This is a genomic window from Paenibacillus sp. FSL H8-0168, assembly GCF_038592955.1.
Taxonomy (GTDB): Bacteria; Bacillota; Bacilli; order Paenibacillales; family Paenibacillaceae; genus Paenibacillus; species Paenibacillus polymyxa_B.
This window is the reverse complement of record NZ_CP151948.1, coordinates 1337817-1363984: the sequence shown is the minus strand read 5'-3', so window position 1 is coordinate 1363984 and position 26168 is coordinate 1337817. Positions and strand designations below refer to the sequence as shown.

The 26168-nt window shown below is 47.8% G+C and carries 19 protein-coding genes and 1 riboswitch; all 19 genes read right to left on the bottom strand.

Annotated features, from left to right (window positions below; translation table 11 throughout):
- Positions 1-32 precede the first annotated feature (32 nt).
- The gene (locus MHI21_RS06225) at positions 33-1601 is read right to left on the bottom strand and encodes a glycosyl hydrolase (protein WP_341162050.1); all 1569 of its coding nucleotides are present in this window, start codon (positions 1599-1601) and stop codon (positions 33-35) included.
- Positions 1602-1615: 14 nt separating this feature from the next.
- A riboswitch (cyclic di-GMP riboswitch) is annotated at positions 1616-1696 on the bottom strand.
- Positions 1697-1851: 155 nt separating this feature from the next.
- Positions 1852-3228 (bottom strand): sugar phosphate nucleotidyltransferase, encoded by a 1377-nt coding sequence (locus MHI21_RS06220; protein ID WP_013309163.1) that lies wholly within the window; start codon positions 3226-3228, stop codon positions 1852-1854.
- Between the two features lie 621 nt (positions 3229-3849).
- The gene (locus MHI21_RS06215; protein ID WP_254326543.1) at positions 3850-5178 is read right to left on the bottom strand and encodes a UDP-glucose/GDP-mannose dehydrogenase family protein; all 1329 of its coding nucleotides are present in this window, start codon (positions 5176-5178) and stop codon (positions 3850-3852) included.
- 5 nt (positions 5179-5183) lie between these two features.
- On the bottom strand, positions 5184-6284 hold the full coding sequence (locus tag MHI21_RS06210) for a glycosyltransferase (protein ID WP_103048925.1): 1101 nt from the start codon (positions 6282-6284) through the stop codon (positions 5184-5186).
- Positions 6285-6312: 28 nt separating this feature from the next.
- Positions 6313-7461, bottom strand: coding sequence for a glycosyltransferase family 4 protein (locus MHI21_RS06205; RefSeq protein WP_023987423.1), 1149 nt, complete (start codon positions 7459-7461; stop codon positions 6313-6315).
- Complete coding sequence (locus MHI21_RS06200) at positions 7458-8645, bottom strand: glycosyltransferase family 4 protein (RefSeq protein WP_342419662.1); 1188 nt, start codon at positions 8643-8645, stop codon at positions 7458-7460. The genes MHI21_RS06205 and MHI21_RS06200 overlap by 4 nt, the downstream gene beginning before the upstream one ends.
- On the bottom strand, positions 8632-9471 hold the full coding sequence (locus MHI21_RS06195; RefSeq protein WP_023987421.1) for a glycosyltransferase family 2 protein: 840 nt from the start codon (positions 9469-9471) through the stop codon (positions 8632-8634). Before MHI21_RS06195 ends, MHI21_RS06200 begins: the two co-directional genes overlap by 14 nt.
- Positions 9472-9493: 22 nt before the next feature.
- Positions 9494-10873, bottom strand: coding sequence for an oligosaccharide flippase family protein (locus MHI21_RS06190; RefSeq protein WP_069291326.1), 1380 nt, complete (start codon positions 10871-10873; stop codon positions 9494-9496).
- A gap of 5 nt (positions 10874-10878) precedes the next feature.
- Positions 10879-12321, bottom strand: a complete 1443-nt coding sequence (locus tag MHI21_RS06185; RefSeq protein ID WP_341162054.1) for an O-antigen ligase family protein — start codon at positions 12319-12321, stop codon at positions 10879-10881.
- Between the two features lie 5 nt (positions 12322-12326).
- A complete protein-coding gene (locus MHI21_RS06180) occupies positions 12327-13097 on the bottom strand; it encodes a WecB/TagA/CpsF family glycosyltransferase (RefSeq protein ID WP_028543109.1) in 771 nt (256 codons plus the stop codon).
- A gap of 4 nt (positions 13098-13101) precedes the next feature.
- On the bottom strand, positions 13102-14439 hold the full coding sequence (locus MHI21_RS06175; RefSeq protein WP_071639860.1) for an O-antigen ligase family protein: 1338 nt from the start codon (positions 14437-14439) through the stop codon (positions 13102-13104).
- Between the two features lie 10 nt (positions 14440-14449).
- On the bottom strand, positions 14450-15385 hold the full coding sequence (locus tag MHI21_RS06170) for a glycosyltransferase (protein WP_341162055.1): 936 nt from the start codon (positions 15383-15385) through the stop codon (positions 14450-14452).
- Positions 15385-16083, bottom strand: coding sequence for a sugar transferase (locus tag MHI21_RS06165; RefSeq protein ID WP_013309152.1), 699 nt, complete (start codon positions 16081-16083; stop codon positions 15385-15387). The genes MHI21_RS06170 and MHI21_RS06165 overlap by 1 nt, the downstream gene beginning before the upstream one ends.
- Before the next feature lie 16 nt (positions 16084-16099).
- Entirely contained in the window at positions 16100-16993 is an 894-nt protein-coding gene (gene galU / locus MHI21_RS06160; protein ID WP_013309151.1) for a UTP--glucose-1-phosphate uridylyltransferase GalU, read from the bottom strand.
- A 39-nt stretch (positions 16994-17032) separates the two neighbouring features.
- Complete coding sequence (locus MHI21_RS06155) at positions 17033-17671, bottom strand: CpsD/CapB family tyrosine-protein kinase (RefSeq protein WP_013309150.1); 639 nt, start codon at positions 17669-17671, stop codon at positions 17033-17035.
- Positions 17655-18398, bottom strand: a complete 744-nt coding sequence (locus MHI21_RS06150) for a Wzz/FepE/Etk N-terminal domain-containing protein (RefSeq protein ID WP_023987416.1) — start codon at positions 18396-18398, stop codon at positions 17655-17657. Before MHI21_RS06150 ends, MHI21_RS06155 begins: the two co-directional genes overlap by 17 nt.
- Before the next feature lie 274 nt (positions 18399-18672).
- Positions 18673-19311: a response regulator transcription factor gene (locus MHI21_RS06145; protein WP_069291324.1), complete on the bottom strand. Its 639-nt coding sequence runs from the start codon at positions 19309-19311 to the stop codon at positions 18673-18675.
- 116 nt (positions 19312-19427) lie between these two features.
- Positions 19428-21065 carry an ATP-binding protein gene (locus MHI21_RS06140; protein ID WP_341162056.1) on the bottom strand — a complete coding sequence of 546 codons (1638 nt, stop codon included), beginning with the start codon at positions 21063-21065 and terminating at the stop codon, positions 19428-19430.
- A gap of 320 nt (positions 21066-21385) precedes the next feature.
- Positions 21386-25984 carry a glutamate synthase large subunit gene (gene gltB / locus MHI21_RS06135; RefSeq protein WP_341162057.1) on the bottom strand — a complete coding sequence of 1533 codons (4599 nt, stop codon included), beginning with the start codon at positions 25982-25984 and terminating at the stop codon, positions 21386-21388.
- Positions 25985-26168 lie beyond the last annotated feature (184 nt).

Below are 26168 nucleotides of genomic sequence, written 5' to 3'. Positions count from 1 at the left end.
CCTCAAAATTTTTGACCGGGAAAGAGAATCTATTAAGGAAGAAACAAAGCGTTACCGGGAATCACCGCTTTCGCTTCATGCTGACTTTCCCACATCAGACGTGCCATTGCGTCACCATATTCATCATAGTATTCAACTTTTAAATCTACCATTTTACCTGCTTGCAAGGTGATACTGCCCTTGCGCTCTGTCCAGCTTTGCTTAAACCAGCTATCAATAATCAGCTTGCCGTCTACCCATACCCGGATTCCATCATCAGATATCGTTGTAAACGTATAGGTCTCACTATATTGTGGCTTCATTTTACCTGTCCAGCGAACGGAGAACCGATCAGCGTTCACCCTTGCATCAGCTGTGGCAGCACGCCAGTTATAGTCCAGCTTGCTATCTGTACGGGTCAAAGCAGCACTACCATCCAGATTCATGTTGTTAAAATATTCACCCCGCAGCCCGTTCGCATAAACCATATCCGGAACAGAAGGAGGAGCCGGGATAGGCTCGCTTTGCCCCTCGTCCGGTAGGGTTGGTACATCTGTCCCGGGTTGTTGAACTGCTGCCAATCCATTTTTCACATCATCTCGCGTCAAGCTCCTCGAATCATTCATATAATCCTGAATTTGATCCGTTGTGTTATTCTCGGTCAGCATCTTTCCCCAAGTCATGGAATACACCCATTTGGGCTGAGCCTGTAATACCTCGGAGCTGGGCATCTCACCGTGTTCCCCAATGGCAATCGGCTTATCCCCTGCCAACCCGAGCAGACCTTCATAATGACTTTGTTCAAAATCATTGTTGTAAATGTCTACAGCCAAAATGTCTACTTTGTCATCCCCCGGATATTTAGGGGTATACGGGAAGGTATACGAATTAGGAGCATTCGGGCTCCATACCCACAGCAGATTGTCTAGTTGATGTGTGTTTACAAAACGGTCATACATGATATTCCATAGCTGATTGAAATTATTTTTGTTTCCCCACCAGAACCAGTCACCATTCATTTCGTGATAAGGTCTCCATAAAACCGGAACACCCGCATCACGAAGCTGCTTTAGCGATACAGCGACCTTATCCAGATCGGCAATGAGGAGGTTATACTGCGCAGTGCCTGGCGTCACGTATTTATTGAACTCCGTCTGACTTACTTTCGCCTGCACATTGGCCCAAGTCAGTGGTCTACCCGGCAGCGCTTCATGAAAAGTCATCGTCACAATGCCTCCGGATCTGCTCCAGCGGATCGCGCTATCGACAACATTTTTACGTTGTGCTGCTTCCGAAGCGGCAGATTGACCTGAGATGGCTCCCATCTCATAGCCGTGCACACCCACATACGCCTGACTGATTTTTTGGACCTTGTTACTTAATTCATCCGGACTCTCCAAATAATCATGCTGACCGGTGATTATTTTTTTCCCCGAGATGCTGAGTAAATAGCTGTATAGTTCACGGGCCTGAGTAGAAGCGTCCGAATTAACAGGTTGTAATGCAGCGGCATTCGCCACAGACAGAGATTCACCAAAACCGACGGGCAACAAAGAAAAAAGCATAACTACGGGGAGTGCATGACGTATCAGTCGATACAGAGGAATAAAATTGAATCTCACTTTTTGCTCTTCCTTTCGGTAGCCAGGCTGCCATCCCTACGGAAGGCCCTTTAGCTTTGCGTACCTGCCTTTCGACAGGGCTGCGTTTATCGTTGGAAGGAGTTTGGATTCCTTCTTACCCTAAGTATCGACTTTCTTTTACCAAAATTTAATAGGTCATGTTCATGAATTTACAGGTTTTCGCCCAATTTCGACAGTTTGAGCTATGAATTTTCATAGATTCGTCTTTTTTTCGTTTTTACGAAAACAATTATGAGATAAATTGGTGACGGGAAATTTCATTCCAATCCATACAAAAGCGGACAATATCCTCTTCAACCAATTCAGAACCAGTCTGCACCTCAATAAAATCCACATCGGTCACAGCCAAAATGCTATGCTTCGTTCCTTCAGGAATGCGAACTACATCACCAGCTTTTACTTTGTGCAGCTTCTCATTCAAAATAATTTCCGCTTCACCGCTAATAATGGTCCAAATTTCACTCCGTTTGAAATGAAGCTGATAGCTGATATTTTTGCCTTTCCGTACGCGGATTCGTTTGGTCAATACCTCGTTACCCTCGTCATACTTAACATAATCCACAACCCGATACTGCCCCCAACGACGTTCTTCATACATTGGACGCTGATCATGAGCCTTGAGCACTTCCTTAATGCGAGGACTTTCAGCCTTATTGGTCACAAGAATACCATCCGGGCTAGCGGCTACAATCAGATCATTCGTTCCAATGATCGCCACAGGAATGTCTAACTCGTTAATAAGACTCGTATTGACGCAATCCTCCGTTACTACACCTCTGCCCACTTGTTGATTAGACATTTCTTCTGTGAGTGTATTCCAGGTACCCAAATCCTTCCAAAAACCATCATACGGAAGAACTACGATATCCTTTTCCTTCTCGACTACTTCATAGTCAAAGCTGATTTTTTCCAGAGATGCGTATTGCTTTTGCATTTCTTCATAATTAAGCGGCAACCCCTTGGATGCCAAGATATCCAGCAAATAACTTAATTTGAATGCAAAAACCCCGCAGTTCCATAGAGCATTGCGTTCAATCAGACGCTCCGCCTGCTCCCGGTCGGGTTTCTCTTGAAAATGGCTCACTTCGCGGTAGCCAGTGCTACCTTGGGTGGCATCGTTTTTCGGAATAATGTAACCATATTTCTCTGAAGGATAGGAAGGGACAACCCCGATTAAAGCAAGCTTGCCTTCACTCTCCTGGAGTGTATGTTCCAGCTGGGCTACGGAAGCGAAGAAAGCATCCTCAACATAAGGATCTACAGGCAAAATAGCTATAATTTCATCAGGGGAAACACCAGCAATGGAATATAGATAAGTCGCTGTCAGCGCAATCGCAGGAAAGGTGTCTCTGCGTTCCGGCTCAACAATGATGCGCGTATTCGGCCCGACCTGACTCTGGATCATTTCGACCTGTGCTCTCCCTGTCGCAATAAACGAGGATTCTGATAATCCATTGTCTCCCAATTGTCTCCATACCCGCTGTACCATGGATTCCGAAATCCCCTCCGGGCTCTCCAGTACCTTCAAAAATTGTTTGGAACGGGAATCGTTGGACAAAGGCCATAATCTTTTACCGGAACCACCAGACAAAAGTACGAGCTTCATAACTCTCCACTTCCTCTCTATATTGGTTGGATGATCGTTCTGATGATGAGTTGTTGACTACCCGCTACGGTATGAATTTAATCTTATGATCGCTGTTGCCGTGGGATTCTTTGGATTGTATAAGACATTTAAATGTAAGAATACCACGTCAAAGGCGAACGCTCCGCTTCTCCAGATTCAAATCCATCCCTGCGCTACTCAAAAATGCATCATGCCGATCATACCGTTTATTGCAAAAGGCACGACCGGACATTATTAAGTCCGGTCAGCCTGTAAAATCTCACGCTTGGCGTTTACCTGCCTTGCTTCACAGGAGCGGCGCCGCGGTACAGCCGCATGGAGCTTTGATCGGAAGGAGCGGCATCAACCGCGCCGCTCCTTCTGATCTGCCCTTCTACTCCCCCCATAAGGTGGGAGTTTAAAAATTGTGACTCCACGGCTAAAAGCAGCGGAGCGGGCAGAATTGTTCTGAAGAAGCGTCAGCGTTTGCCTTTATCCCTGGATTTTAACCTTTGAATGTTTTATATAATCCAGAAAATCCGGGGGTAACAGCAATCGGAAGAACAATCTGCACGCGCAGCGCCTCCAACACCGCCACAGTCACTTTTTAATCTGTCACTTTTAAACTTCCACTTTATCCCGATTCCACCCACTCATCCGCGGACGACCCACGGAATAGTATTCCAGCCCGGAGCCTTGGATCTGTTCCTCACCGAATACGTTACGACCGTCAATGAGAACCGGCTTGCGCAAAATGGAGGCCAGTTGTACGAGATCGACTTTTTTGAACTCTTCCCAATCGGTCAACAGGCACACAGCGTCGCTACCTTCAGCGGCTTGCTGTGGGGATGAGCACCACATAATATTCGGGTGATCCACGCGCTCCTTGAATTTATCCATCGCAATGGGATCATACAGTTTGACAATAGCGCCTGCCTGAATGAGCGTTTCTACGATTTCTAGTGCTGGAGCTTCGCGGATGTCATCTGTATTTGGCTTGAAGGCGAGGCCCCAAATGCCAATGGACACACCGTTCAGTTGACCCAGCGATTCGCGCAGCTTGGATACAATCATAAAGCGCTGATCGGTATTCACCTCGACCACCGATTTCAATAACTTAAATTCATAGTCTACATTACCTGCAATTTGGATAAGCGCATTTGTGTCTTTTGGAAAGCAAGAGCCACCATACCCGATCCCTGCTTGTAGGAAAGAGGAGCCAATCCGTTTGTCCATACCCATACCGTCAGCCACACAGGTTACATCGGCGCCAACCTTTTCGCAAATATTAGCGATCTCGTTAATGAACGAAATTTTAGTTGCCAGAAACGCATTGGACGCGTATTTGATCATTTCAGCACTACGGATATCCGTTACATAGATTTTATCCGTGAACACCTGATGCAGAGTGACCATAGTTTCACGCAATCCTGTATTGTCCAAACCAATAATGATGCGATCCGGATAAAGCGTATCATTGATGGCTGAGCCTTCTCTCAGGAACTCCGGCGCTGAGACGATATCGAAAGACAAACTCGTGTGACGAGCCAACACGTCCTTAATCTTTTCGTTCGTTCCGACAGGTACAGTACTCTTGGTCATAATAATCTTATACCCGTTCATGGCTTTCCCAACATCAGCGGCCGCCTGTTCAATGTATGACAAATTCGCCTCGCCGTTAGCCAGAGAAGGCGTACCTACCGCCAAAATTACGATATCCGAGCGGCGTACTGCATCGGCCAAATCCGAGGTGAACTCCAACCGGCCCGCTTCCAGATTCAACGCGATCAATTCCTCAATACCCGGTTCATAAATCGGAGATTCTGCCCGGTTCAACATGTCGATTTTGTGCTGCTCCAGATCGACACAAATCACCTCATTACCTTTTTGCGCAAAACATACACCCGAGACGAGCCCAACGTATCCAGTACCGATTACAGCCAGCTTCATTCCGTTCATCCTCCTTTTAGAAAGTTCACATAGGCTTGTTCTACATACTTTTTTAATTGATCCTTGAAGTTTTCTTCATCAAATTTGCGGGCATGGGTAATGATATCGTCCACATTCCATGCATGTTGCTCAACCTTTTCGACGGCCTCCAGCACATCCTCTACTTGATGCTTGCGGAAAAATACGCCGTTCACATGAGGAACAATCGTATCCAGCGCTCCCCCACCCTGAAAAGCGATGACAGGCCGTCCGGCCGCATTTGCCTCCAAAGGCGTAATACCGAAGTCCTCTTCACCCGGAAAAACGAGCGCTCGGCATTCTGCCATCAGCTTGTTAACCTCTTCATCCTCAAGCCTGCCGAGGAACTCAATGTTCGGGGCAGCCATACCTTCGAGTCGTTTACGGTCCGGTCCTTCACCCACAATGCGCAGCTTGAGACCGTTACGTTTGAATGCTTCGATCGCGAGATCGATGCGCTTGTAGGACACCAATCGGGATACGATCAGGTAATAGTCACCGATGTTTGTAGCGCGTTTAAAACGGGATGTATTAATAGGTGGGAAAATCACATCCGAATCCCTTTGGTAATAGTGCAAAATTCTTCGTTTAACAACCGAAGAGTTGGCGACAAACTGGTCTACGTTGCGAGAAGTTTTGGCATCCCATGTTTTCAACCGGTTCATGTACAGCTTGAGCATGTTTTTGAGCAGGTTGGATTTGGACTGCCGGGCCATATATGTATCGTAATCCCAGGCAAACCGCATCGGTGTGTGACAATAACAAATGTGAAACGTATGTTTGGGTACCTGGATGCTTTTCATAAATGCACTGCTGGAGCTTAAAACAATGTCGAAATCCCTAAAATCAAAATCACGGATAGCAATGGGATACAGCGGCAGCACTCCTTTGAAGTTGTCCTTCACTCCTGGGACTTTTTGTAGCCAAGTGGCTCTAATATCCGCATCCTTCAAGTTACGCGACAGGCGGTCGTCGCTGAACACCGTTGTGAAGATAGGAGCATCCGGATACATATCGTGGAATACCTCTACTACCCTTTCCGCTCCGCCCATTTGGATTAAGTAATCGTGTGCTATCGCTATTTTCATCTGAATCATCCTTTAACGCGAATGTCGGTCAGACTCCTGCCAACAAACCCTTATAGTAATGAACTATATCCTTAACTGTGTTCTCGATGACAAAATGCTTCTTGACCCGTTCCATCCCTCTCTCACCCATCTGCTGACGTTCTTGTGGATGCTCCAACATCCAGCGGATGGCTTCTTCCAGCTTAGCCGGATCACCCGGTTCAATAAGCAGCCCGGTTTCATGGGGTACCACCGTTTCCTTGGGTCCCCCCTCATTGGAAGCAATCACGGGGAGACCCGCAGCCATGCCTTCAATAATGACCTGACCGAATGGTTCTGGTGTAATAGAGGTATGAATCAGCAAATCACAACGCTGCATCAGGCCTTGAATGTCATCGACGTGTCCCAGCAGATTGACGTTAGCCAACCCGTATTCGCGCATCGTGGACTCTAATCGTTGCTTGTATTCCTCTTCTCCGAACAATGCATCTCCAGCCAGCCAGAATTTCACGCGCTGATCTGGTAAAAAGGAGCGTGCTGCTTCCAGTAAAATATGCTGTCCCTTCCATTCCGCCAATCTGCCGACCAATACGACGTTAAACGAGTCATCACCACGTACATGGGCAGCCGTGTCACGTGCTGTAATTGCTTTGGCAAAAGCGGAATAAACGACAAGCGTCTTTTTGTCCGGGGGTAACTCCAACGCACTCAGCGTGGACTTGGAATTAGCAATCACTCCATTGGGCAAAAAGCGGGACATCAGCCGAATCCCTTTGGCCACAATCGGCTTCAGATACGGCGGACCGATGTGGTCACGGATATGCCAGATCAAGGGCAGCTTCGCCGATTTGGCGGCTACTGTACCATACAGTGCAGACTTGAGCGAGTTCGTGTGAACGCACACGACCTTTTCCTCACGCAGCAAGGGCGCAAGTTTTCTACCGTAAGCCAGCAAACGAAAAGCTGCTGCAGGCGCACCTAGATTCACGGCATTCCGCCCCCGATTGCGAATTGAATCGTCCAATGGAACGATGCGCACATCAATATCACGCTGCCGAAGCCGATCTGCTAAATCGCCCTCCTCTGCCAAAATAACGAGCGGGTCGATATGTTCCCCGATATTCGTCAGTATGTTGTACAAAGCGACTTCGCCGCCGCTCCATCTTGCCGTATGGTCAATATAAGCTACTCTCATCATTTCACCGCCGCCTTTCTATCAAGGACCTGTCGGAACACCTCTTCCACCTGTTCCGCTACATGTCCCCATGTATATCTGCTCAGGACATGGTCCCGGCATTCCCTTGCATTCGGTAGAAGTTCACGATGATCCAGCACACGCAGCAACCCTTCAGCAATGGCTTCACTATCCGTTCCCTTGAACAAAAGCTCGGGACGGAATCCTCTTAAAATCTCCTTGTTGCCACCCACAGGAGTCGCCAGCACTGGCAGTCCCGAGGCCATCGCCTCCACTGTGATCAGCCCGAAACCTTCCAGTGCCTGTGTGGGTACAACGAACAAATTCGATGCTTGGTGGTACAGTGGAAGCTCCTCATCCGACACATAACCGAGCAGCCTTACATGGTTATGAAGATTGTATTCCGCCACCTTGGAAGCCAATTCCTCCATCAAGGGGCCCTTCCCTCCAATCAGCAACACATGATCAGGATGACGCTCGGTTACTCGTCGCCATGCTTCCAGTAGCTGTAGTAGTCCCATTCGATTAACAAGACGACGAACGGTTAGCACAATCGTCGCATTTTGCGGCAAATTCAGGCGCTTCCGCACCGCTTCTTGATCCTCTGCCGGGTGGAACCTTTCTACATTCGCAGCACCAGGAATAATATGAATTTTGCTGAGTGGAACCTTATAGTGCTCATGCAAAATATCCCGAAAAGTCTCGCTTAGCACTATAAATTTATCCGACAGACCGTAGGCCTTCATTTCAATGGATTTAGCCAACGTCGTTTTTAGAAAATGCTTGATGCCCTGTCCTTCAATCTTCATTTCCTCCGTCCACGGTCCGTGAAAGGTGGTAACTACCGGGATTCCTCTTTTTTTCGCCTCCAGCGCTGGCCCGACACTATAGGGAGCAAAATGGGAATACAATATATCCATCGGTTGCTTGTCGAACAGCTCTGCTGCATATTTTTGCATTAGCTCCCGGCGCTTCCAGATGGATTGCTGCTTGCTGCCAATCGTATGAATCCGAATACGTTCGGGCGCTTGCGGCTGCTCGTCACTACAGATTAGAGCATCCAACGTATTGCGCTCTAACGTAAGCTGCTCACAGATCGATTTAAAATATGTGTTGAGGCCTCCTGGCTGCAAGGACGGCCAGCTCAGCCCCGTTGCCGCAATACGAAATCCGTTATTGTACGACATAGCTGGTTTCTCCTTTCTGCTCGGTATGTCCGTCATCCACGATTTCTATCTTTTTTCTCCGCTTGGTTAGCTCATAATGCTTGAAGCAGACGAGAAACTCATACATCACCCAGAATACTGCTACGGCAAAACCCGCCAATCCCTTGCGGTATAAGCCTTGGACAAAATACTTCTGCACAAAGCGGGCAGGAGGCCGCCACAACAGTCTGGTAATCCGAAAGGATCTTCCTTTGTTAAATGCCGTCTCTGCTTCCAGATCTGTATATTTGTTAAAACGGGTCATATGATCACTGATGCTGCGGAAGCCGTAGTGCCATAACACGCCCTCCAGATTGACAATCTGGGAAGAGGCTACATCCGGCATTTCATGAACAAGACTATTCGTAATGCCATAAATACGCCGATTGTACAAACGAACCAGGTATTCGCCTTTGTTCATCCATTTGCCGAGAAAATCTCCAATCCGGAATACGGAATATGCTTTGGCCGGATCGTGGAGCGTTTCCTTTACTTTCAACAAGTCTCCAAGCAACTCTGCATCCACTACTTCGTCCGTATCAATCAGGAATATCCAATCAAATTCCGCTTTTTCAACACCAAACATGCGCTGCTTGGCATAACCGGGCCACGGGTTAGAAAACACCCGACAGCCCAAGGATTCAGCTACCTGAATCGTATTGTCCTTGCTCCCTCCGTCAATGACGACGATATCGTCCGCAAAGGGCTTGCAGGATTTAATGGCGGCTGTGATTCGAGTGCCATCATCCTGAGCGATAATAACTACGGATATCCGGTTGTCCGCGGGAACGCTAGACATGTGGTTCATTAGCGGGTGCCTCCTTCTTTATCTAACCGTTAACTGGCTTTTTCCGGATGTAGTGCGACATCGTTGATCGGAGCCATTGAAAATCTTGTTTGGAAATAAGCAGTCTTGGAATTTTCATTTTTAGAACGAATTTAACATTACATAAAATGAAAATGAACCGTAGAATCCCCGAAGACAGCATTGCTATCCCTGCACCCGTCAATCCATATCTCGGCACGAGTATGGACAGCAATGGAATGACGAGCGCCAATCCGACACCCTGTAGAATGGTAACCAGTTTGGGCTTACCCAACGCCATAAATTGTTGTGCCAGCACCATGGTCCCTCCACTGATAGCAACCTCAAGCACCAAGAACCGGAATACCGTGAGTGCTTGTTTAAACTCTTGACCATATAACAATGTAAATACGAACGGAGCAATCAGCATCAGCATCACCGCAGCCAGAAAGGTTGCCGTTGATGTCACTCGAAATGCCCGAAATGTTATGGCCACCGCCTCTTCCTTATTCAGACCGGAGGCTTTGGGAAACAGCACGACAATGATCGAGGTAGAAAATACATTCACCATCCTGGCCAAGCTGACCGCTACTGCATATAAACCGAGATCAGCGGGTCTGAGCAGACCCGCAATCAAAATCTGATCAATATAAGTGGAAACCTGCCCCATGAGATCATTTCCGTATGAACCCATACCGTAGGTAAAGAGATTTTTAAATTGCGTCCAGCTGTTCTTTACCTTTGGTTTGTACAGCCGAATCATTCGTATCGTGACACCGATATAAATCGGCAAGCCTGGCAGTAGATAGGCCAATGCCGAGGTGTACGGATTCATATTTCCGGTTAGGATCAGAATCGCCAGACCCAGCAGTGTACTCAGCGGTACCAGATACCGGAATAAATTGTACTGCTTATATTCCGAGCGAACTTGAAGCAATGCATTATTGATCTGTGAAATCGCTATGAGCGGACACATCATCATGGAGCACTGCGCGAAAAGTATGACCGATGAAGAAAAAGAGCGCAGCCAATAAGGAATTAGAAAAACTCCGACGAGTGTCGCCAAGCCCCCGAACATGGTAGCCAGCAGCAAGGCCAGACCATACAGCTTGCCCGTTTCCTCCGGTTTCCTTTTTGCATTGTAAATCAATGCAGACGGGACACCGAAGCTCATGCAGAAGGCGAGAAATTGGGACCAGTTCACCATCGCTGTCTGTTCCCCGCGTCCAGTAGGACCCAGGAATCGTGCCGTTAGCACACCAGTCAGCATATTCACGACGAGAATCAGCATACTGAATATCATCGTTTTTACTGCTGCAGAGCTGTTATCCTTGCTTTTGGCAAACCGAATCACTGTGGACCATAGTGTCCGGACAGGTGCGGATAATGCTTGTAAGTTTTGCACAGCCTTTACCTTCTTTCCGCGATGACATCTTTTGCCCATAGTCCTATTCCGATCATCATCCAGATCAGATAGCCGCGCATACCGGGGAAACCATTATCTGATATGAGACTGGCTACAGCTCCGGCCCACGTAGCCAACGCCAGTCTGATATAAGGCTGACTGGCATCTCGTTCGGCAATACGGGCGAGAAGGCGCTTGATGATAACGAACAGACCACCGAAGAAAAAGAATGCCCCGAAAATACCGAAGGTGAGGAAAATGGCGATATATCCATTATCCATAATCCCAAGTTCGCCGAGATCGCCGCCGTTATCAAGCTTGGTTCCGATTCCTACACTCCCGATCCCCTGCCCGACCGGATTGCCAGCAATCGCCGGAAGCATCGTATGCAGTAAATCCAAACGTTCATTGTACGAATGATCCTGCTGAATATCCGTCAGCGTCTGCATGCGAGCCACCAAACCTTCTGCCCCTGGAAGTTTTGGAACAATGATGTAGAGAAGAAGGCCAACTATAGCTAGTTGAAACAAGGTTTTCCACTTTCCCTTGGAAGATGAACTGAGAATGTAAGCCAGTAACATGACGAAGGCAATTAGCCAGGCTGAACGTACCAGCGTGATTAAGAGACAAACGACCGTCAGCAGGATTCCGATCCATCCCAAAGTGCCACGCCAACGTTTTTCCATTAGCATGGGTACAAGTGCCATCGCCAGGAAAATAGCGCAGGGACCGGGCGAGTTCATGGAAGAAAATACTCTGATTTGAAGTGGTTCTGGAACACCAATGGAATTCATTTCTACATGATTCATCCAAAATGCATCCCACGGAGGCACCGTCAAGTACTGGATAATGCCGTAAATTGCCACAAGAACAGCAATGTTGGCATATGAATACAGCAGTCGGTCAAGCTCCTTCGCCTTCATGGGCTTAATCGCAAGATAAGGCAACAGGATCAAAGGAACCACATAATTGGCTAAATCATAAGCAAAAACAATACCATTTTTGAATAACCCGACCACACTTCCGTAGGCCAATTCTATGCCGAAAAATACAGCAATTCGGGTCAAGGGTTTTTCCGCCTGATGAATGCCTCGCAACACAGGAATAATCAACATACTGCTTACCAGCAGCGGTGCCACGCTCAACAAGGAAACCGAGTGATATGTTCCCTCCATCCAATCCGCAATGCGGCGGATTTCCGGGCCTACTGCCCAAACTGCCAGTGTGTAAGGAATCAGTAGCCGCGATTGCAGGATCGCCAGCAGGAAGGCCGGAAAAACGAGCGCCAGCAATATGGCTCCCTGCTGGCTCATGGTGGGATTCATCTTGGCGCTGACAAATCCGATGGCGAGTGGCAGTATACAAGCCAGCAATCCCATGCCGATCATGCTGATTCCACGCCGATTTCCTAGCCAAACGGAAATCTGCTGATCTGCCAACCGACTCATGTTTCTCACCCCTGACCTCCCTTCATCCGCTTCCGCTTGAACATCTCCTTAAACAGCAGAACGAGAAATTGGGAATCCTCAATCAAATATCTTTTCCACAATCGTTTAGGCTCCTGAGACAACCTCCAGAACCATTCAAATCCCGTCTTCTGCATCAGCTCCGGTGCTCTTTTCACATTTCCCGACAGGAAATCAAAGGTCGCTCCCACCCCAATCGAAATCGGAGCACGGTAAGTCTCATAATATCTGTAGATCCATTTTTCCTGTTTAGGTGCGCCTACACCTACAAAAACGATGTCCGGGCGAGCCTCTTGAAGCAGTTGGATAATGTGCCTATTCTCCTCCTCGTTTTTCTCAAAGCCATAAGAAGGAGAGTAACAGCCCACCACATTCATGTTCGGATAAGATTCCTGGAGATTGAGCATAGCCTTCTCAGGAATACCGTCAGCTGCACCCAGAAAAAATAAACGATAGCCTCGATCCTCAAAAGCCTCTCCCAGCCGAGTGAACAAATCTGACCCGGACACCTTTTGTTTGAGGGGTTTTTTCAGTAACTTGGACGCCCATATGATAGGCATCCCATCGGCCACTACAGCTCCGGCATCCGAATACACCTTGCGGAATTCATCATCCTTGCGAAGCTTGATCACATGATCGACATTACAGGTCAAAATGTAGGAATGACGCTGATGTTCAATAGAAGTATCTATAAATTCGAGTAGATCATTAAAATCGTAATTATCAAAGTTGACATCGAACATGTTCACTCTGCTCATCGTATCACTTCTCTTTGCGAAAATCGGTTTGAGTAGATGTCTGGTATAACGCGTTCAAATACCAGCAAAATGGAATAATCATCTGAACCGTCGACAACGTATTATCTGAAAACGAGTAGATCAGAAAGCCTGCAATTAAGCTTGCAAAATAAGGTTTGATAGACTTGGCAAGCGACCGGTAAATGAGAGCGAACACGATCAGCAATGAAAGCATTAATAGCCCGCAACCGATATATCCCGTGTCAAAATAAAAGCGTATATACTCGTTATGCGGTACAACAAAGCCATTGAATAATGTCCCGTCGTTCGCGACCGTTACCGCGCCAAGACCTCTCCCTGACCAAGGGTAATCATGTACTCTGTTCAAAAAATATTCCCATGCCTCCGAGCGTCCCGACAGGTCAATGCCTGTATCGGTCTCCCGTTCGAAGGAGCGTTTTTTTAAATTGTTCCATTGCAGGGCCACCGCCCCCAGAGCAACCAAAAACGATCCGGCCAGCGGTAGCAAATAATTGACTTTCCCCTTGAGGTACTGACGGGCAATATCAAACAGATACACAGCAAACATTAATAACAATGCCAGAATCGGTCCACGTGTACCGGTGGCGATCAGAATCAGAAAGTTCAGTGCCAACACAGTGTAATAAAAAGCGGCTTGCTTGGGTTTACGCTTGACCTCAATTAGAGAGACAGCAATTCCGAGAAAGGAGAGCATTGCCAGATGCGGCGGTATATTCGCTCCTTGTACTCTGACTGCGCCCGTAAATTCTACATCCGTAAACGAATGCAGCCCTAGAACCTGCAAACCCAGTCCAATGACCACACTAATAATGGGCAACAAACTGATCAATCGGATATGCTTTTCTGCCACATCCTTTTTCCACTGGATCAGTAAAAAAAAGAAAGGGAGTGATAAACCGACGAACGCCTTGACGGCAATCGAGGTCGTTAACAAAGGCAGCCATGCTGAAAATCCAAATGTGATCCCCAGCATGATCACCAATGCCCAGACCGGATAGCTGAACTTGAGACGTATGCCATACACGAGCATACACGGCACCAGCAGAGCCAAAATGCCCAATTTGTACAATGACAAAATCTCAATACCGAACACGCCACCCTGATACAGAGAATCGACTGAGACTGCTGTACTTAGCAAAACAGCGTAGCTGATGCGCTCTGGATGATGTATGGAAACAGCCAGCAAGAGCAGTAAACATACCGCCGCAATACTGACCACCGGCTGATAGGTAGCCGCAATTCCTACAGCAAGAGCGCCCAGTAGAAAAATAAAAACATGCTGTATGGTGTTTATTCTAGTAGTCCAAGGATAGTTACTCATGTTCCATCTTTCACCCCGCAGCTGACTCGCTTTTCCGGTTGCGCAGTGTATCCAGCGTCCCACGGATACTTTCAAGCCTGCATCGGTTCAACAGCTTCCTGCCCTCACTACGCGCCAGCAGGGAATCCACAGTGATGTATAACACTTTGGCTGCTGTCTTCGCCATCAGCATCGCGTTGCCGCGCAGACCTACGGCCTGAGCAGCGTTAGACATGCCCTGACAATAGTAGCGGTTCATGATCCATTCTTTCGTTAACCGTGAAGCCGGCACAAAATGTTCCACAGACATGTGTGGATGATACATAATCGTTCCACCATTTTTACGGATTTGCTCGAATACCCACGATTCTTCACCTGATAGAAGGATATCTCCCTTTCTGCCTAGATGAAGCGGGAACATAACGGCGGCAAAAGCCGTTTTGCGCATCGCCATATTCGCTCCAAATGGATTCAGTCCCGACGGATATTCACGAACGGCTTTGCCCAGATCAATAATCGTGTAAGGCAGTTCAAGCGGGCCTGTCAGCCAACCCGGTCGTTCCGTCTCAAACATAGGGTTAATTTTCCCACCCATAGCCGTCAGCTCAGGATTGTTCCCGAATGCTGACATAATCGTTTGCAACCATGTAACACACGGAATTGCATCATCATCGAGAAAAGCAATGACTTCCGCTCTTGATAACGTAATGCCTGCATTACGAGCAGCAGACAGTCCTTGTTCGCGCTCATAATGATATCGGAGATGGATATTCTGACCATGGGCGACGGTGAACCTTTTGATCGTCGCTGCTGTATGATCGGTGGATCGGTTATCGACCACAATGATCTCAGCCAGTGCTAGGTCTTCCAGCTCCAGCAGGGACATTAACGTTTTCTCCAGCAGGTCCGCCCGGTTATAGGTGCAAATAACGACGGACACTGCGGGACATCGCTTGAATGCATCCATCAGTAAGCATCCTTGGAGAACAGCATTTTAACGCCTGTTTTCATGATGATTTTCAAATCGAGCCACGTATTGCGAACATGAATATACTTCAAATCCATTTGCACCATTTCTTCGAAGCCTACACTGTTACGTGCGCTCACCTGCCAGTAACCCGTACATCCCGGTGTTACAATCAGGCGTTGCTTATCATAATCGGAATATTGCTCGACCTCGCTGGGCAACGGCGGACGCGGACCGACTAAAGTCATGTCGCCGACCAACACGTTCCACAGCTGCGGAATCTCATCAATACTCGTCTTGCGCAGAAAACTGCCAATTTTCGTGATCCGAGGATCGTTTTTAATTTTGAACATGGCGCCGCTCACTTCATTCAGCTCCATCAAGTCCTTTTTCAGTTCCTCAGCATTGGACACCATTGAACGGAATTTATACATATCGAATAACTTCTCATTCTTGCCCACCCGAGTTTGCTTGAAAAACACGCTTCCCTTTGGGTCTTCGAGCTTAATCAAAACGCCTACCACTACAAAAAGCGGAAGCAAGACGATCAAGCCCACGAACGACAGCAGCATATCAAGGAGGCGTTTTGTGACCAGGTAGGACGTTTTATCCTGAATTTGTGTATTTCCGTATGGCATGTAAAACGCTTTACCTGACATGACAGCCTCGCCGTCCTCCGGTAAATTTTCCATGCTCATGCTGACGTACCCCCTCTCAACCTGCCGTGGTTGCTTTCTCGGTCTTTTTCAACCATTCATTCATGGCCTCCATAACCGGATACTTCAAATCATCGCTGGCAAGTGCAAATTCAAGTGTGGTTAGAATATATCCAAGACGTTCACCTACGTCATAACGTGTGCCTTCAAAATCATAGGCGTACACACGCTCACTCTGATTCAGCTTTTGGATCGCATCCGTCAACTGAATTTCGCCGCCAGCTCCTTTTTCTTGAAGATCAAGATACTTGAAAATTTTCGGTGAGAACACGTAGCGACCCATAATAGCCAAATCGGATGGCGCTGTGCCTGGAGCCGGTTTTTCTATAAAATTATTCACTCGGTACAAGCGTCCGTCCTGCTGATCCGGTTCAATGATGCCGTACCGGTTCGTAAATTCCTGCGGTACCCGCTGCACACCGATAACCGAATTTTGAGTTTCCTCATACTGATCCATCAGCTGGCGCAGGCAAGGCTTCTGACCTGTTACGATATCATCGCCCAGCAGCACACCAAACGGCTCGTCCCCGATAAAGCGTCTTGCGCACCATACCGCATGTCCAAGACCTTTGGGTTCTTTTTGGCGAATGTAGTGAATTTCCACTCCCGAAGAACGCTGCACTTCCTCCAGAAGCTTCAGCTTACCGTCCTCGAGCAGTTTAGATTCCAGCTCAAATGCGTTGTCAAAGTGGTCCTCAATGGCACGTTTGCCTTTACCCGTAACGATAATAATGTCCTCAATACCAGAAGCAATCGCTTCTTCCACGATATATTGAATCGTAGGCTTATTGATAATTGGAAGCATTTCCTTAGGCATCGCTTTTGTGGCAGGGAGGAAGCGCGTACCTAACCCTGCTGCTGGAATAATGGCCTTTTTCACTCTTTTCGTCATCGCACTCATTCTCCTTGCTTCATCGAATTTTGGTGTTGCTTACTTCACCTGATTCATCACAATTCCAACCAGCGTCGCACTGGCCTGCTCCATGAGTTGCTTTGTTTTGCGTAGATCTTCCCGTTTGGTACGACCATGTCTAGCAACGAGAATCACACCATCCGTCAAGCCTGCAATCAGGCGAGCATCCGTATAATTCAGCGCCGGAGCCGAATCGAGCAGGATGATGTCATATTCACGTTTGAGCTCTTCCAGCAGCTCAGCCATACGTTCGCTACCGAGCAGATCTGCTGCGTTGTACAGGGTGTCTCCACCGGGAACAACCGATAGCTCCAGCCCACCATGCCTAACGATAGACTTGGAAGAAGCCCCGCCGCGCAAATAAGCCGATAGACCTCCGGTATTCTCCATTCCGAATATCTCGTGCAGCGCTGGTTTATGCAGATTGCAATCCACCAGAGCTACCTTCTTGCCTTCTTGCGCAAAGGAAACTCCGATGTTGGCGAGCAGTGTTGTTTTACCCGCTCCGCTTTCCGGCGAGGTCAACAATAGAACCGTGCCACGGTCCTTTTGCCCAATCACCTGTTGCCGGATGTATGTACGGAGGGATCGAAATGATTCCGAGATATACGATGATGGATTACTTTCTGTAATCAACATGTCATTCAATCGCAGCATATTTACGCTCCCCTACCCGTTCTTTGGAATTTCCGGCTGCTCCATCGACGTCCTTCTTGCGAATGACTGGAATCGATGCAATTACCGGAATACCGATGTCCGCGTCCGCTTCTTTCTCCGAGCGCAACGTACCGTTAATGCTTTCCAGGAACACAATCGTGCCCAATGCAATCATCAGCGATACGAGAAAACTAATCGCAATATTCATGAGCGGGTTCCCATTAATCGGGTCAGGATTGGCCTGAGGGTCCGCTTCATTTAAAATTTTCACATTATTCAATTCCATCAATCCCGGAACTGTCTGTACGAATTTCTGGGTTACCGCGTTTACAACCGCTGCGGCCTGTGGATAGCTCCCTGCCTCAAACGTCAAACCGATAACCTGACTTTTATCCGAGGATTTAATCTGCAGCTTCTCTGCCAACTTCTGCTGCGTCAAACCGAACTCGGGATGAGCCGCTACAACAGCGTCCATAATTTTAGGTGAAGTGAGAATTTGCTTGTAGCTTTCCACCAAATTAAGACTTGTGTTGACGTCGTTCAGATTGTTACTCCCCTGCTTGGCGGAAATATGATTAACCAGCAGTTGGCTTGAAGCGGAATAGACTGGCTTCACAACATTGTCGCTCACAAAGTATGTTGTTACACATGAGAGAATGACAAAAATTGCGATCAGCCACAATCTTCTTTTGATCAGGACTAGATAATCCAAAATGGTTTTCTCCACAAAAATCCTCCCTCCTATACATTTTCTCTTCTTATTTTAAGTATGATCTAATTGTAACAATCCGTTGTGTGAACGACATGGAACCGAATGGCACTTTCTCCCTCACTACGGGGGGAGGGGAATGTATACTTTCGGATACGGCATGGTATACTTTTGTACCATGCTTTGTCGATTATGGAAAAAGAAATCGAAAAAAGCCTCAAAATCACAAAGCTTGGTGATTTTGAGGCTTTTCTTTCTACTCGCATATGAAAGTGCAGCGCAGCTTATAGAGTCAGCGCATCATTGTTGGCTCGTACTTCGCCAGACCGATGGCATTGGCATACAATGCTGCCTGCGTACGATCCGCTAGCCGCAGCTTGGCCAAGATCTGACTGACATGCTTTTTGACTGTGAACTCACTGATAAATAACCGGGATGCAATTTCACGATTGCAAGCTCCTTGTCCCAGCTCGACCAGCACTTCCTTTTCCTTGGGCGTCAGGTCGTCGGTCAGATTGCCCGCATCTTCACGCAGCTTGTTTTCGAGAATAGCCGGATCATAATATTTGCGTCCTTTGTTGACAAGATGAATCGCGTAAATTAGTTCCTCAGGCAATGCTTCCTTAAGCACATAACCGTCCACGGAAGCTTCCTCTGCTTTTAGAAAATCTTCACGTGTTGCGGAAGAAGTCAGCAAAATAAATTTGCTTCTGAAACCGCGTCCGCGCGCTATCTTGATAATATCCAGCCCCGATTCATCAGCTAGTTTCAAATCCAGCAGCACCAGATCCGGATCTGTTTCCTCGATCACCACAAGTGCTTCCTGTTGATTCTGGGCCTCTCCCGCAAACTGAACATTGGGCTGCATGGATATAACCGCAGCGAGTCCTTTCCGTACTAAAGGATGATCATCGACAATGACAATTTTCATGATTCGGCCTCCTGTCTACAGTTCAGGATTTGCATAATCCCTATGTATCCGATTGTTACCGCAGATTTTGTATTGCAGAATGTTCACACATTTTATTCGAGGATTTTGCAAAATCCTCATTCATAAGCATTTACCGGAATGGACAATCGGATCTGTGTTCCCTCTCCGATTCGACTTGAAATATCAAATTCGCCTCCCATCGATTGAGCTAAATATTCCATATTCATCATGCCCAGGCCCCCGCCTGCACTGACCGCCTCACCTCCTGCTACCATTCTCGCCGTCTCAAACCCTACTCCGTCGTCATGAATAGACAGTCTAATCACTTGGGGCGTCAATTTTAACTTCACATCAATTCGCTTGGCCAATCCATGACGGATTGCGTTCCCCGCCGCTTCGGAAATGATGCGGAACAAAGCCTTTTGGTACAAATACGGAAGTGAATAATGATCACCATGAATGTCAAAATCAATTTGTACATGGTTCAGCTTGGAGAGTGTATGCAGATGACTTTTCACCGTCCCTAACCAAGTTGAGCCTCCGCTTTTTTTCGAACTTAAACTATGAATCGCCCCTTTCAGCTCTCTAACCGCTTGGTTGGCAGATTGCTGAATTAGATCAATTTGCTCCTCCACCTGCTCCTTTGGCTGATGACACCAAGTTTGCCGGAGAGAATGCGTCGCGTACACAATACCAAAAAGACTTTGAGAAACATTGTCATGCATTTCATTTGCAATCCGGTTCTGCTCATTCGTCACAATCAGCTGATTTTCAATACGCTCCAGCTCATAGCGCTCCAAGAACACAGCGCTCAGCTCAGCCAAGAATATCAGTTGTTGCACGAGCCAGCGTCTTCCTGTCAGACTTTGATCCGGGCCCAGCTTGAGGCCAATCGTCGCTACAAAACGGGTCGTCATCGGTACTGTAATCATGAGGAAATCGCCCCATTCTGGCAGATGTCTGAAAAATGGTTCACGCTCTTCCCTGAATTCCTCCCGATAATTCCCCAGCTCCTCGAATAGCTGTTCCTCCTCCTCTACCGTCCAGCCTGTCTGGCTACTTTCCGGTGCATCCTCCTCCTGACTATCCAGCCAGAAAAATGCACGGCTCTGCTTTGTTAGCTTGACCGTATAGTCCGAGATGACCTGACCGAGATTTAAGGCCTCATTGTGGCTGGTCGTCTCCATGATGTGGTAAATCGACTTGATATGATCCATCGTCTCATTGGCTTGCTCTTTAGCCACCCTCAGTTCGTCCTTCATGACGCCGATAACCTGCATTGCCATCATAGTTACGATCAGTACCAGAAACAAATTGATGTTCTGCAATATAAGATCCCACAAAAAATATTGACCTGGTGTAAAAAAGATATAACAAATTGTAAGCACCAAGCCGATATAAGAAAGGAGGAGCGTCCAACTGTACCTCATAGATAGATGAGCACAAGCCACCAACATGGGGGTAATCACATACCATTTGAACGGGCTATCCATTCCTCCGGTCGGTAATAACAACAAGATGATCCCTGCGGTTTCAAGCGCAATGCTGCATTTCAATACCATATCATGAAGTCTGTACTTGCGGTAAATCCAAGTAAATGCTGTAACGGATAAAAATAGAAAGCCAATCAGTAATAGCTTCTGCCACACGATTAATCTCGATGATTCGAACAGAAAAACAAGTGACGTTAAAGATAGTGATACATAACGGTATAAAAAAATCATTTTGTCTTCTGCTGACTTCTTCAACTTCATCCTGTCACCCTATTCTGTGTTTTGAAGGGACGATGGGCATATTAGGTTTGTTTGTGTACTCTAAAAAAATCATAACCAATCCAAAAATAAATAACAAGACATAAACTCTTACGTAAACGGTTACATTCCAAAAAATTTGGTACTTTTTATAACATATTTACCGTTTCAGGAAAACATTTTGGGGGTAATGTCAGAATTTATGACGTTTGTCAAGGAAATAAATCACATTTTAGTAACCTAAAAAAGACTTGCTGGTACCACCGTGATTATAACAGCGGTATTCAGCGAGTCCTTTTTTAGTAAATTTGGTAGTCTACATTTTAACCCCCGGCACGCGCCAATTCACGCATATTGGCTTCAAATGCTGCCAACAGAGCTTCATCTCCGCTCAAACCAGTTGCCTCTTCTTTTTGGATCTGTTCAACCATACGCTTGTAATCCTTTGGAATCACTCGTACAAACTGCTGAATCGCAGTCTGCCAATCATCCAAAATACGTTGTCCCGCTTCACTACCCGTGTAAGTGACATGACGTTGAATCAAGCCGCGCAAATCCGCTGCTTCTGCAGGATCTTCCACACCTTCCAGCAACACCATTTCCAGATTACAACGGCTCAGGAACGTCCCCTCAGGGTCATAGACATAGGCAATACCACCGGACATTCCGGCTCCAAAATTCCGTCCGGTTCCACCCAATACAGCTACACGTCCGCCCGTCATATATTCGCAACCATGATCACCAACGCCCTCAACTACAATACGTGCGCCGGAGTTCCGAACGGCAAAGCGCTCGCCTGCGATTCCGCTAATGTAAGCTTCACCGCTGGTCGCTCCATACAAGGCTGTATTTCCGATAATAATGTTTTCTTCTGCCTTAAAGGTCGCTTTGTGAGACTTTTTCACAATAACCTTACCGCCAGATAGCCCTTTACCGACATAGTCATTGCTATCGCCTTCCACGCTCAGCGTGATGCCTTTCGGAATAAATGCCCCGAAGCTCTGACCTGCCGATCCAATAAAGTTAAAGCGAATCGTATCCTCAGGCAGACCCGCCGCTCCATACTTACGGGTGACCTCGCTGCCCAGAATCGTTCCTACCGCCCGATTCACGTTTGTAATAGGTAAGGTACCCTCAACAGGCGTTCCGTTCTCCAGCGCTTCCGCAGCCATCGGTACGAGCTGTTGCATGTCGAGTGTTTCTTCCAGACCGTGATTTTGGCGTTGTACGCGGTAACGTACACTACCTTCTTCCAACTCAGGAACATGCAACAGCAAGCTCAGGTCTACGCCCTTCTTCTTCCAGTGCGAATCGGCGTTCACGGTATCCAGACAATCCGTACGTCCAATCATTTCCTGAATCGTACGGAAGCCCAATTCCGCCATAATTTCACGGACATCTTCTGCGATGAAACGCATAAAATTCACCACATGGGCAGGATCGCCCATATAATTTTTGCGTAGCTCCGGATTCTGCGTAGCCACACCAACCGGACATGTATCCATTTGGCATACCCGCATCATAATACAGCCCAACGCTACGAGCGGCGCTGTAGAGAAGCCGTATTCTTCCGCGCCCAACAGGGCAGCTACTACCAAATCGCGGCCAGACAGCATCTTGCCGTCTGTCTCCAATACTACGCGGTCGCGCAGGTTGTTTAGCATCAGCGTCTGATGCGTCTCCGCCAGGCCCAGCTCCCAGGGCATACCCGCATGGCGGATGGAGCCTTGCGGGGAAGCGCCTGTACCACCGTCGTAACCGCTGACCAGAATAATGTCAGCACGGCCTTTTGCTACCCCTGTAGCAATCGTGCCTACGCCTACTTCTGACACCAGTTTCACGTTAATGTCAGCACGCGGATTAGCGTTTTTGAGATCATAGATGAGCTCTGCCAAATCCTCGATAGAATAAATATCGTGATGCGGCGGTGGTGAAATCAAACCTACTCCAGGCGTAGAACCACGTACCTCAGCGACCCAAGGGTATACCTTACGTCCTGGCAGTTGTCCACCTTCGCCCGGCTTAGCGCCTTGCGCCATTTTGATCTGAATTTCGTCGGCATTCACCAAGTAATTCGATGTTACACCGAATCGGCCCGACGCTACCTGCTTAATCGAACTGCGACGAGAATCGCCATTGGCATCCGGTATGAAACGTGCAGGGTTCTCCCCACCTTCACCCGTATTGCTCTTGCCCCCGATCCGATTCATCGCAATCGCCATATCTTCATGCGCTTCCTGACTGATCGAACCAAAGGACATGGCTCCTGTCTTGAAGCGACGCATAATGGATGCAGCGGATTCCACTTCATCCAGCGGCACAGGCTCACCAGCAGGCTTCAATTGAAGCATGGAGCGAATCGTCAAATACTGTTCAGATTCACCCTGTACCAGCTTGGCGTACTTCTTGTAAAGCTCGTAGTCTCCCGAGCGTACCGACTGCTGGAGCAAATGCACCGTTTGCGGGTTAAACAAATGCTCTTCCCCATCGTTACGCCATTGATAGTCGCCGCCCGAATCCAGCACTTTGTCGTTGCCGTCCTTGTCAGTGAAAGCACGGTTATGATGAACCAGCGCTTCCGTAGTCACTTCCTCCAGACCAATACCGCCAATGCGGGAAGGTGTCCAGGTGAAATAACGGTCAACAAAATCCTGCTTCAGACCTACAGCCTCAAAAATTTGTGCTCCACGGTACGACTGAATCGTGGAAATACCCATTTTGGACAATATTTTAACGACACCCTTCGTTGCCGCTTTAATATAATTTTTAACTGCCTTTTCGTGCGAGATGCCGCGCAACAAGCCCTGCTGAATCATGACATCCAGCGTTTCAAAAGCCAGATACGGATTAACCGCGCTCACACCGTAGCCAAGCAGCACCGCATAATGGTGAATATCCCTTGGCTCCCCGGACTCCAGCAAAATGCTCACACGTGTGCGTGTACCCTGCTTAATCAGATGGTGATGCAGGCTGGAAACAGCTAGCAACGCCGGAATGGCCGCATTTTCCGCATCCACTCCACGGTCGGACAAAATCAGGATGTTATGACCTTTGTCAATGACACGGTCAGCCGCCTCAAACAATCCTTCCAGCGCCTTGCGTAAGCCCTCAGCGCCTTCCTTCGCTTCAAAGAAGATCGGAATTGTCATCGATTTGAAGCCAGGACGGTGTACGTGGCGAATTTTAGCAAACTCCTCATTCGACAGCACCGGCGAATCCAAACGAATCTGACGACAGCTTTCCGGTTCTGGATGCAGTAAATTGCGCTCTGGCCCAATCGTAGTTGCGGTTGACGTTACAATCTCCTCACGAATGGCGTCAATCGGTGGGTTCGTGACTTGGGCAAACATTTGTTTAAAGTAATTGTACAAACGTTGCGGACGGTCAGACAGCACCGCCAATGGTGCATCGTACCCCATTGAGCCAATCGGTTCTGCACCTGTAAGTGCCATCGGCTCTAGAATTTTGCGCAGTTCTTCAAACGTATATCCAAAAGCGAGCTGAAGCTGATTTACATTTTCATGTTTAGGCTCCGGCTGTTCCAGTGCTTCCGGCAGCTCATCCAGATCAACCAAGTGCTCATCCAGCCATTGCTGATAAGGTTCCTCGGAAGCAATACGTTCCTTTAACTCTTCGTCAGAAACGATACGGCCTTCTTGAGTATCAACCAGCAGCATACGACCCGGACGGAGACGATCCTTATAGAGCACATTTTCAGGAGCAATATCCAATACGCCCGCCTCTGAAGACAGTGCGATCAGATCGTCCTTGGTCACATAGTAACGTGCAGGACGCAGACCGTTACGGTCGAGAATCGCCCCGATTTGGATACCATCTGTAAACGCCATCGCAGCAGGTCCGTCCCACGGCTCCATCATGGTGCTGTGATATTCATAAAATGCCCGCTTCTTCGGGTCCATGGTTTCATGCTTATTCCAAGGCTCCGGCACCATCATCATGGCTACATGAGGAAGGGATCGTCCGCTCAGATACAGAAACTCCAGCGTATTATCAAACATGGCTGTATCTGAGCCATCTGGGTTAATGACTGGTTTTACCTTCTTGATATCTCCGCCAAACGCTTCGCTTTCAAACTGCGCCTGGCGAGCATGCATCCAGTTCACGTTGCCGCGCATAGTATTAATTTCGCCGTTGTGAATCATAAAACGATAAGGATGCGCACGGTCCCAGCTCGGGAACGTATTCGTGCTAAAACGGGAATGGACCAGCGCGATCGCCGATGTCACCCGCTCATCCTGCAAATCCAGATAAAATTTGCCTACCTGCTCGGTTGTGAGCATTCCTTTGTATACAACCTTGCGACATGACAAACTTGGAATATAGAACGACTCACCGTTCTCATCCTCTTGGTTATAGCGAATAGCAAGCTCTGCACGTTTGCGAATGACATACAGTTTCCGTTCGAAGTCCAGCTCTTCCTTCAAATCGCTACTGCGACCGATGAATACCTGACGCACGCCTGGTTTAGCTGCTTTTGCCGATTTACCCAGCATTTCGTCATAAGTTGGAACATCGCGAAAACCCAAACAATTTTGACCTTCGTCCACGATGATATCTCTTAGCTTCTGCTCATGCACTTCACGAACTTTTGGATCATTGGATACAAAAAGCATACCCACGCCATAATGTCCGGCCTTTGGCAATTTAAAGCCCAATCGCTCCGCTTCCTCTTGAAAAAACAGATGAGGGACCTGAATCATAATCCCTGCTCCGTCACCGGAGTTTGGTTCACTTCCCTGACCGCCCCGATGCTCCATATTCACGAGCATGGTCAAAGCCTGACTTACAATATCGTGCGATGGTTTTCCCTTGATGTGGGCAACAAAGCCCATGCCGCAGGCGTCTTTTTCGAATTGGGGATCATATAGTCCCTGTTTGGGTGGTAAACCTGTCTGTCTCATGGAACGCAACCTTTCTGTTATAAAGTCATGCTGGCCTGAAATACAGGCGGCCGAATAGAAGACAGTGGCGACAAGAGGTAACTCAAAGAACAACTACGAGGAATGGGGGACAAAACATGTGACGTATTCAAGGCGGTACGGTCCGCCGAATGCGTATGTTTTTCAATAATTATGCAATGGCTTG

Coding starts and splice junctions, on each gene's coding strand:
- MHI21_RS06220 (WP_013309163.1), bottom strand. CDS start 3,228: ATGAAGCTCGTACTTTTGTCTGGTGGTTCCGGTAAAAGATTATGGCCT.
- MHI21_RS06215 (WP_254326543.1), bottom strand. CDS start 5,178: ATGAAGCTGGCTGTAATCGGTACTGGATACGTTGGGCTCGTCTCGGGT.
- MHI21_RS06210 (WP_103048925.1), bottom strand. CDS start 6,284: ATGAAAATAGCGATAGCACACGATTACTTAATCCAAATGGGCGGAGCG.
- MHI21_RS06205 (WP_023987423.1), bottom strand. CDS start 7,461: ATGATGAGAGTAGCTTATATTGACCATACGGCAAGATGGAGCGGCGGC.
- MHI21_RS06200 (WP_342419662.1), bottom strand. CDS start 8,645: ATGTCGTACAATAACGGATTTCGTATTGCGGCAACGGGGCTGAGCTGG.
- MHI21_RS06195 (WP_023987421.1), bottom strand. CDS start 9,471: ATGAACCACATGTCTAGCGTTCCCGCGGACAACCGGATATCCGTAGTT.
- MHI21_RS06185 (WP_341162054.1), bottom strand. CDS start 12,321: ATGAGTCGGTTGGCAGATCAGCAGATTTCCGTTTGGCTAGGAAATCGG.
- MHI21_RS06180 (WP_028543109.1), bottom strand. CDS start 13,097: ATGAGCAGAGTGAACATGTTCGATGTCAACTTTGATAATTACGATTTT.
- MHI21_RS06175 (WP_071639860.1), bottom strand. CDS start 14,439: ATGAGTAACTATCCTTGGACTACTAGAATAAACACCATACAGCATGTT.
- MHI21_RS06170 (WP_341162055.1), bottom strand. CDS start 15,385: ATGGATGCATTCAAGCGATGTCCCGCAGTGTCCGTCGTTATTTGCACC.
- MHI21_RS06165 (WP_013309152.1), bottom strand. CDS start 16,083: ATGAGCATGGAAAATTTACCGGAGGACGGCGAGGCTGTCATGTCAGGT.
- galU (WP_013309151.1), bottom strand. CDS start 16,993: ATGACGAAAAGAGTGAAAAAGGCCATTATTCCAGCAGCAGGGTTAGGT.
- MHI21_RS06155 (WP_013309150.1), bottom strand. CDS start 17,671: ATGCTGCGATTGAATGACATGTTGATTACAGAAAGTAATCCATCATCG.
- MHI21_RS06145 (WP_069291324.1), bottom strand. CDS start 19,311: ATGAAAATTGTCATTGTCGATGATCATCCTTTAGTACGGAAAGGACTC.
- MHI21_RS06140 (WP_341162056.1), bottom strand. CDS start 21,065: ATGAAGTTGAAGAAGTCAGCAGAAGACAAAATGATTTTTTTATACCGT.
- gltB (WP_341162057.1), bottom strand. CDS start 25,984: ATGAGACAGACAGGTTTACCACCCAAACAGGGACTATATGATCCCCAA.